Annotated in this window: 4 protein-coding genes and 1 pseudogene; all 5 read right to left on the bottom strand. The window is 59.7% G+C overall.

All coding sequences use genetic code 11. The features are described from left to right. A pseudogene (locus EOA33_RS15985) lies at positions 1-763 on the bottom strand (hypothetical protein); the annotation flags it as partial. Beyond that, positions 763-1,668 (bottom strand): DUF4007 family protein, encoded by a 906-nt coding sequence (locus EOA33_RS15980; RefSeq protein WP_127406038.1) that lies wholly within the window; start codon positions 1,666-1,668, stop codon positions 763-765. The pseudogene EOA33_RS15985 and the gene EOA33_RS15980, both read right to left, overlap by 1 nt. Beyond that, entirely contained in the window at positions 1,665-2,801 is a 1,137-nt protein-coding gene (locus EOA33_RS15975) for a cysteine desulfurase family protein (RefSeq protein ID WP_127406037.1), read from the bottom strand. The genes EOA33_RS15980 and EOA33_RS15975 overlap by 4 nt, the downstream gene beginning before the upstream one ends. A gap of 96 nt (positions 2,802-2,897) precedes the next feature. After that, positions 2,898-4,337, bottom strand: coding sequence for a hypothetical protein (locus EOA33_RS15970; RefSeq protein WP_127406036.1), 1,440 nt, complete (start codon positions 4,335-4,337; stop codon positions 2,898-2,900). Beyond that, positions 4,324-8,157 carry an AAA domain-containing protein gene (locus tag EOA33_RS15965; protein ID WP_210212577.1) on the bottom strand — a complete coding sequence of 1,278 codons (3,834 nt, stop codon included), beginning with the start codon at positions 8,155-8,157 and terminating at the stop codon, positions 4,324-4,326. Before EOA33_RS15965 ends, EOA33_RS15970 begins: the two co-directional genes overlap by 14 nt. Between the last annotated feature and the right edge of the window lie 73 nt (positions 8,158-8,230).

Here is an 8,230-nt window from a genome sequence, read left to right as displayed (position 1 = left end):
CAAGCAGTGCATCGGAATGCGCGCCGGAGCCCGGCCGCCGCGACGACACGATCCCGGAAATCAGCCCGTAAAGCTCCTGGCTGTCCTCGACGAAGCGCATCTGGTCGAAGCGCCCTTCGATCTTCCGCCATTCGCTGCGGCTGGTCTGGTTGAGGTTCTGCGCGTAGGCGAGGACGTTCTGGTGGAGGAGCAGCGTCAGGCTGATGGACGGGCCAGAAGGACGCACCACGAGTTCGGACAGTTCCTGGAGCGCGTCGAGGTCGCGGGCGCGCCCGTCCATGACGAGGCCTTCCAGGTGGCGGCCGAACTCGTCCCAGACGATGGCGACGCGGTCGGTGTCGGGCATGCGGCGGATGGCGTTCACCGCTTTCCTGACGGTCTCGCAAGGCCCGAGGCCGAGCGCCGCCGACATGCTCGCGGCAAGGTCCCTGACATAGCCCGACAGGGCGACGGCTTTGCCTCGCTGGGACGACATGGACCGTTCGGCGATGAATTCGCCCAGAGCCGGATCGACCGAGGCGATGCGGGAAGCGACGGACTGGAGGAATTCCCGGTTGTCGGGGCTGTTCGCCGCAGCCAGCGCCCCTATGCCCGCCGCAAGCGACTTGCCGCTGCCGTAAGAGGCGATGACCATCGTCGCCGCGCTCTTGAGCACGGCTCCGATGATCGGCGCGGATCGCGAGGTCGGATGGTAATGGGCGAGACGCTCGGGGTGCCCGAGGTCGTCGCGGATGTTGACGGACCTGTAGACCGTATCTCGCATCAATGAGCCCCGATCCTCTGGAAGTGCTTTTCGTACCAGGATTCCGGCGTGAAATGCGGAAGGGTGATCGTCCGCACCGACCCGAGCAGGCTGAGCTTCACGCCGTCGGCGCCGTAAGCCTCGGCCGCGAGCTGCGCGGCCTCGCTTATGCGGTCCCCGTCGAGGTTGAGGAGCTTCGCCGGGGAATTCCGGAGGGCGATGAGGTCTGACAGCGGCAGGGTCCACGATCCGGCATCGGAGGCGAGGAGCGCCACGCAGGCGAGGAACGCCTCGACTGGTATCGCATCCAGCGGCTGCGTCTTCTCGAACCGGCCGGTGTCGTGATGCTTCACGAGAAGCGAAAGGGACCGCATAGGCGAAACAGTGACGTCCTCCGGATCGACGGGCTCGTTGGCCGGAAGCGTCGCATAGGTGGAAAGCAGGCAGCCCACTTCTCGCTGGACGACCCCGAGCGTCGTCTGGTTGACTGCATGTTCGCGCAGGTAGCGGCCGAAGTCCTCGATGCAGCCTTCGCGGGCGAAGGAATGGCTGCGGAAGTCGTTGAAGAACCAGTTCCAGACCGAACCGCGCCGTCGGGCCAGCATCAGGTGGACGAACCAGGCGGTGACCGAATACTCGAAATGCGGGTCCGTCGCGTGGACGAGTTTCCCGAGTTCGGAGGCCGGCGGGCCGGACTTCTTCCTCGCCTCGCCGGAAGTGCGGTCGACGAGGCTCGTAGCGTCGAGCCAGTAAGCCAGCGACTTCGCCATCCTGCTCCCGAGGCCAAGTTCGTCCGCTGCTTCGAGGTCGGGACGGTAGCCTTCCGGATGGGTCATGACCCGGTTGAGTCCTTTGTCGAGCCAGCCCTCCCTCAGCGAGAAAGTTTCATGCCGGCCGAATTCGTACTTGGTCTTCAAAATCGTCATTGGCTGATCCGCAGTCCCTCTTGGACGCAGCGGCCGACGATTGCGGCGGCGGCGTCCATTTCTTCCGGCGTGTTGTCGACCGACACGGAAAACCTGAGGCAGCCCGAGGCTTCGCGCTCGCTCATCCCCATCGCCTTCAGGACCGGGGAGGCCTCGGGCCGGGCACTCGAACATGCGGAGCCCGTGGAGCAGTAGACCCCCGCTTGGTCAAGACGCGCAAGCAAGGCCTGCCCGTCGAGGCTGGGGAACATGATGTTGGCCGTATTGGGCACCCTGACTGTGCCCTTGCCTACGATCCGCGCTCCGGGCACCGCCATTAGGATCGCATCCTCCAGCCTGTCACGAAGCGCACAGAGCCGGGCCGCGTGATCTTGGAAAGACCCCATCCGTTCCTTGATTGCCGCCGCGAGGCCACAGGCGCCGGCGACGTTCTGCGTGCCCGGGCGGACGCCGCCCTCCTGCCCGCCCCCTTTCAGAACAAGTGGGAGCGCCTCAAGCATGCGGTCGGAAAGATAGAGAAATCCAGTGCCCGCCGGAGCATGAAGCTTGTGCCCGCTGAAGGTCAGCACGTCGATCCCGTGAAGGTCGATCGGGATGCGTCCGAAAGCTTGCGCTGCGTCAGTCATCACGTAGACGTGGTCGCCAATGCCGCGGAGCGCTGCAACGATCTCCTGCAGGGGCTGCATGATTCCCGTTTCGCTATTCGCTGCCTGGACGCATACGAGCGTGGCAGCAGCGCAGTCCGCGACCGCTTCGATGGCGTGCGGCAAATCGAGAACGCCGTCAGTCCGGACGGGAAGGACGGTCGAGCAGCTGTCGGCGACAGGCCCCATGACGGACGCGTGCTCTACGGCAGTGCAGCAGATGCGCACGCCTGCGAGGCTGCCGAAACCGCGGATGACTATGTTGTTCGCCTCGGTGCCGCCGGATGTGAAGAAGAGATTCTCGGAGTCGATACCACCTAATTCGCCTGAAATCTCCTGCCTAGCCCGTTCCAGCAATTGTCTCGCGCGGGATCCCGCTTGGTGGGAACTAGACGGGTTGTGGGGCCCTTCGTCGAGGGCGGCGTCCATAGCGGCCCGCGCCGCCGTCGAGATTCCAGTTGTCGCATTGGCGTCGAGATATATTTTCATGGCTTCCCTGCGTAGTGCTGGACGTTCGACTGGAGATGAACATAGACGATGACCGTCATTTGAATACTTCAACTGCCGAGAGCCAGGTCCTCGATTCTAAGAAGCGCTGTCTTTGTTCGAGTACCGTTCGAAACGGTCCATCACATACTGATATCCTCGATCGACCACCGACGGGTCGAAAGATGCCAATCCCAGCGGCACGGGGTTCCCCGTTGACGATCCAAGGGGCGCGTGAACCACCGCCGCCAAAACCACACCCGGTATCAAAAGGACTTCTAGAGCCTTGGGGAAATGCTCAACATGGCTCAGCAGAACCTCGTCGAAAGCTTTCTGCGTGTACGGGGCCGGCCTGCCCGCATACAGGCACGTAGTCTTCAACTCTGCTCGATCGGCACCGGGGAATGCGCGGGCCACTTTCTCCTGTATCAGGATAAGCAAATCTCTTTGTTGGGTTGTTGCCCCCCACCGTCGGGTTTGCGGCGCAACAGCGAAAACATTACTCGGCACCTCGGTGGTGTTCCGCAAACCATAATCAAGAACGGCGTGAAGCCGTTCGATGTTCTCAGGCAATAGTAGAGAGCCGACAATTGGGATCGTCTTTCTATCGACCCGAGGCTCGCCGGCGCGGCTCACGGATTCTCTCCAGTATCGGCCCTCCGAAAGACCACTTCGCACCGTGTAGTCCTTGAGAAATTCAGGAGCCAGTTCGACCAGCACCTGATACGCGGACGCCGCATCCATTTGATTTACAGATGTCTGCTGATCCTTCACAAACAGCGCGACCGCGCGCTCGATCTCCGGCCGATCGGCGATCTCATGGTCCGGCCGCCACAGCGAAAGGTCGATTTCTGCCGCACTGGGATTAGATGCTTGCGCATAGGTCATAATGCGGATGGGCATTTGATAGCGTTCGCCTGGAGAAACCACAGGATCGATCGAGTAGATGTCTCGTCGCTCCAGTTTGCCCCGATCTGCCTTATCCGCCAGTTCACGAAAAAATTGTCTGAATCTTCCGGGTAGACGCTCGGCAACTCTTCCAGTTCCGGCCGGGTCCTCCGACGATAGCTCCGGCAAGACCATCTCCAGTGGCTCCAGCCAACGCCGGACCTGCGGGGCGATCGCCATCAAATCGAAACCGAAACTGCGGCGTCGCGATTCCACCGAATAAATCGTCGGCTCTTTTTCGCCCTCCCGAAACAGACCGTCACCCGAGATCGTCAGCCAGAGCCGTCCGGCCTTCCGCTCGAGGTATCCGGGGCCGAAGGCTTCCTCCAGGACGTAGGTCATCTCTGAAGGGCTGTACCCGAAAAAGGATGCAGCATCGTTATCGCTGATTCCCGGCGTCGATTTGACCAGCCGCAACAAGAACTCGAGGGTCGGGCTGACCTGCCCCAGAGAAGCGACCTTGTACTTCACTTCGTAGTTGCGACACGGCAGCAGCACATCGAACACCTCAAGCCCCACGCGACGATCTTCGTCAGGAGGGACAAGCTCGTGACCCTTCAAGCGAAGCAATGGACGACTAAGCGTTCCCATTTGCGCCTCCCTTTTTTGCAATTGCGGCTGCGTGGGTGCGCACCAGCGCGTCGTCGGTGCGGGTCAAATCCTCGACTGAAATTTCCACAGCCGAGCCGTCTTCCACCCTGCGCGCGAAGCCAGCTGATAGACGGCCCATCGAATTGGCACTTTGCCAGCGGTGGCGGGCGCCGACGATTACCAGCCGGTCCATCGCACGGCTGGCCGCAACGTTGATGCGGTTCGGCGTGGTGAGGAAGCCTTCCTTGATCCTCTTCAGGCCGGCTTCCGTCGGACCGAGTGCGTTATTGCGGACCAGGGAAAGGATAACGATCGGGTTTTCCTTGCCCTGATAGCTGTCCACCGTCCCTATCTTCACATGCTTTTCTAACAGCGAAGCGAGTGAGGACTGGCGTAGCTTGCGCTCGATGAGATTTCGCTGTGCTGCGTACATGCAGATGACGCCGATCCCCACCGGATGCTTCTGCTGGGTAAGGAGCCACTTCCGGAAATTGTCTTCGGAATTCCAGCGCTCCAGAAGGCGGATAACCGCTTCAGCCTCTGCTGGGTTTGTCTTGCTGCTCGCCTCTTTTCGTTCGTAAGCAGCAGAGCCGAGACTGTCTGTCTCCACCCAGGTCAAGGGCCTACCAAGCTCCTGTGGCAAGCAGAGCGGATCGATATCCGGTGTAGAGCGACCCGCGAGAAGACTCAGGTCGGGGTAGAAAACCTCGGATACAAGCTGCCCTATGGGCGGCAGCATGCGGTATTGCGTTTTTAGCCTTGCGCCTGCCGTGCCACCATAAGAGGTCGAGAAAACGCGTTCGAAATCGCTGCGCTTTATCTCCTTCTTGGAGATTGAAGTGCGCTCGGAAACCAGATTAACGACCTCGGGTTTATGCTGCGGCTGCAGCTGCGCTTGATCGCCCACAAGAACTGCCCAGCGCGCGGCCTGTAATGGCACCAACAGCTCTCCCGACGTGCAGCGCGCCGCTTCATCGATTATGACGAGGTCAAAAGCGGTTGCCGTGAGACCGAGTGAAGACCTTCCTAGCCCGACGCATGTTCCCACAACGATTTGCCGTGTTCCGGCGAGAAAGGTGTCAAAACTGCGCTCGGCGCGTGAGACGCTTCCAACAAAATCTCGCCCCAGCCCGGCTATTGATCTCAGGCGTTCGATTTTGTCGGCGCCTATGGCGTTCTGCCGGGCTGCTCGGCGAGAGATCGCCGCAGCCACATCGTCCAAGAAGCGAATCCAGTCTTCCTCGAAGGGGCTTTCCGGGATCTGAACATCGACATCAAGCAATGACAAATGTTGTTGCAGGGTTTCCGTCAATCCGTTCAGACGTTGCGGCTGAAGCTCTGTAGTCCGGCACAGCTCCGCGATCCTCTCGATCACGGGGCGTATGGTTGTCTCCAACATCACCACGGGAGAAATGACCTCGGGCGGAATTCCCAGGGTTTTGCCCGCTATGGCCATACGCTCGCCGAATGTCGCACTGAAGCGATCTTTATAAGACTGCTCGACCCGCGACGTATGATAAGGGCGTAGCGGTACCGAAACTTGTCCGTCGTCCATGCCCACGCGCAATAGGCTGGGCAACTCGCCGGTCTTACGGAACAACGTGAGGACCGCTTCTGCTGCCGTATTCACTGCCTCGTGTGATTGGCTCGACAGAAGAACGTTGCGGACCAACCCGGTCGTAATGGCATAGTGAGCGAGGGCTGCTATAAACCTAGTCTTTCCGGTGCCTGGAGGACCCTGCAGGAGGCCCACAGGTCGAGCGCATATGACCTGGCGGAAAGCCTCCTTCTGATCCTCGTTTAATTCGTACAATGCCAATGTTTCGTCGTTCGCATGCTGGTTGATGACCTCGGGCACAGCATTCGAACGCGGATCGAACACGGACAATAAATTGGCAGCCCGTCCATTGCCGAGGAGGATACGGTCCACCGCGTCGGTGCGGCGCTTGAGGCTGGTTCCCTCAAAATGGCTCAGAAAACGCAGGCGCTGTCCGGCTTCGATCAGGCGCGATCCGTACGCATTTCCGCCCTGCGCATCTATCACGGCAAGGTCTGGGCGCGACCTGTTGAGGTCGAGATCGCCGATGCGACGCCAGTTTCCGCGCTTGTCCTGCTTCTGCACGCCGACCGTGTCGTTACGTGAGAATCCGAAGTCACCGCTTTCCAGTTCCAGAACAACTTTGTGTCGCCCTATATTACGATCGTAGACGCTATCGAGTTGCGCTACACCATCAGTTGTAAGTTCATTCTCAACATCGATCAGAGCCCGCCAAAGTGCGGGCACATCAATCTCCGCTGACGTGGGGGCGGCGGCAATTTCTTCCGCAAGTTCGTCTTCTGCCTCGTCCTCTTGGGGGATCAGGTCGACACTTTCCCGCGCCTCGGAAATCGCCGGTGAGACGGAGCCGGAGAGCTCCAGATCGATGCGAGCTTTCACCAAAGGGTCGGCGAATAGCGGATCGAGAGCCGATAGGTCGGTGACATCTGATCGGGTCACAGCAAGTGTCCCGCTAATCTTGTGGAATTCCTGTTTTGCAACACGCGATAACAACCACTGCTCAAGCCTTCGCCGCGATGCACCTGTCGCCTGCCCCTGGTTGTCCAGGCGGACTTCGATTTCTTCAAACGCGCCGCGAATAACAAGACAGAGATGACCGTGATGCGGATGGCGGCGAATGCGGAGGAACAGGTAACCCTCGTCAGGGTCTATCGCGCCGGTCTGCTGTCCTACTATCGAGATCGAAATGGCGCCCGGAAGCGCCTCCGGTTCGTTTGCTTCAGTGAGCCTCTCTAACGTTCGTGCCAGTGCCTCTTCCAACGGTAAGAGAGTGGCGAGAGCGGGCGGCTTTTCACGGCAGTCTCTGACTGCCGATGCGATGTCCGTGGCTACGGCGAGCGGAAGGTCCGCCACAGTGAATATTTCTTCGACAATCTTGGTGAGCGCAAACCGGTCCCGTTCCAGGCGAGTCCCTGCTTCTGGAGCATATTCGGATGTGACCAGTTCACCATCAATGCGAGGCGAAAAATCAAGCGCATCGATCAATACCGGCTCGCCGTCCGCCGCATTAACGATGATGTTCGACGGCTTGAGGTCTCCGTGGCCAAAACCATGATCGTGAAGCGTTTCAACAATCGAGAGCAAGCATTTGGAAATCCGGACAGCATTGTCGGAGGTTGTTATATCCTCGGTCGGATTTCGCAGCAGCTCGTCAAGCGGAGTACCCTCGATCCAATCCTGGACAATGACGAGACTATCTCCAAGCCAACAGACATCTCGAACTGAGGCGATGCCAGGAAGCCGATCCATTTTCATGTCAGCGGCTTTGCGTAAGAAGGTAAGGACTGTGCCCCCTTCTTTTTGAAGGTCGCCCCAAGAAGCCTGCTTCCACTGCTTGACCACAACCGGGAGACCGTTGTCCCGGCTTCGCCACGCATCAAGGCGATCGCTTTCGACGATCATGTCGCCCTCAACAGGAAAAGCCAAAAACAGCTGCCGCTGCGAGCGGATCGTGGTTCGAAAAGCCTCAAGCCCTGCAATTACCTCATCAGGCGTGGGCCGTGATGCGGTGGCCTTATTGAAAGCTTCGAGGGCAACCGTCGCATCGGCAAAACGATGTTCAGGACTGACTTCCAATGCTTCCGAGAACCAGTCGTGCAGGAGAGAATAGTCGTTGTTTCGATCAACTGCGGGCTTCCATTCAGCGGGTTCCCCCGATGGGAGAGAGCCGAAAAGTAGGTTGTGGAGCGCGACGCCTAGCAGGAAGACATCTCGCCTTTTGGGGCCTAAATCGACGCCAAGGATGTCCTCTGGGACGGTCACGCTCGAAAGAAACTGATATCGTGATGGCCCCAGTGATTTTCCCTCAGGGAACCGCGCTGCCAGCAAGTGAGAT

Origin of the sequence: Mesorhizobium sp. M4A.F.Ca.ET.050.02.1.1 (genome assembly GCF_003997725.1) — a bacterium.
In the GTDB taxonomy this organism is placed as follows: domain Bacteria; phylum Pseudomonadota; class Alphaproteobacteria; order Rhizobiales; family Rhizobiaceae; genus Mesorhizobium.
The sequence above is the reverse complement of the archived record's forward strand: the minus strand, read 5'-3'. Positions and strand labels throughout refer to the sequence as shown.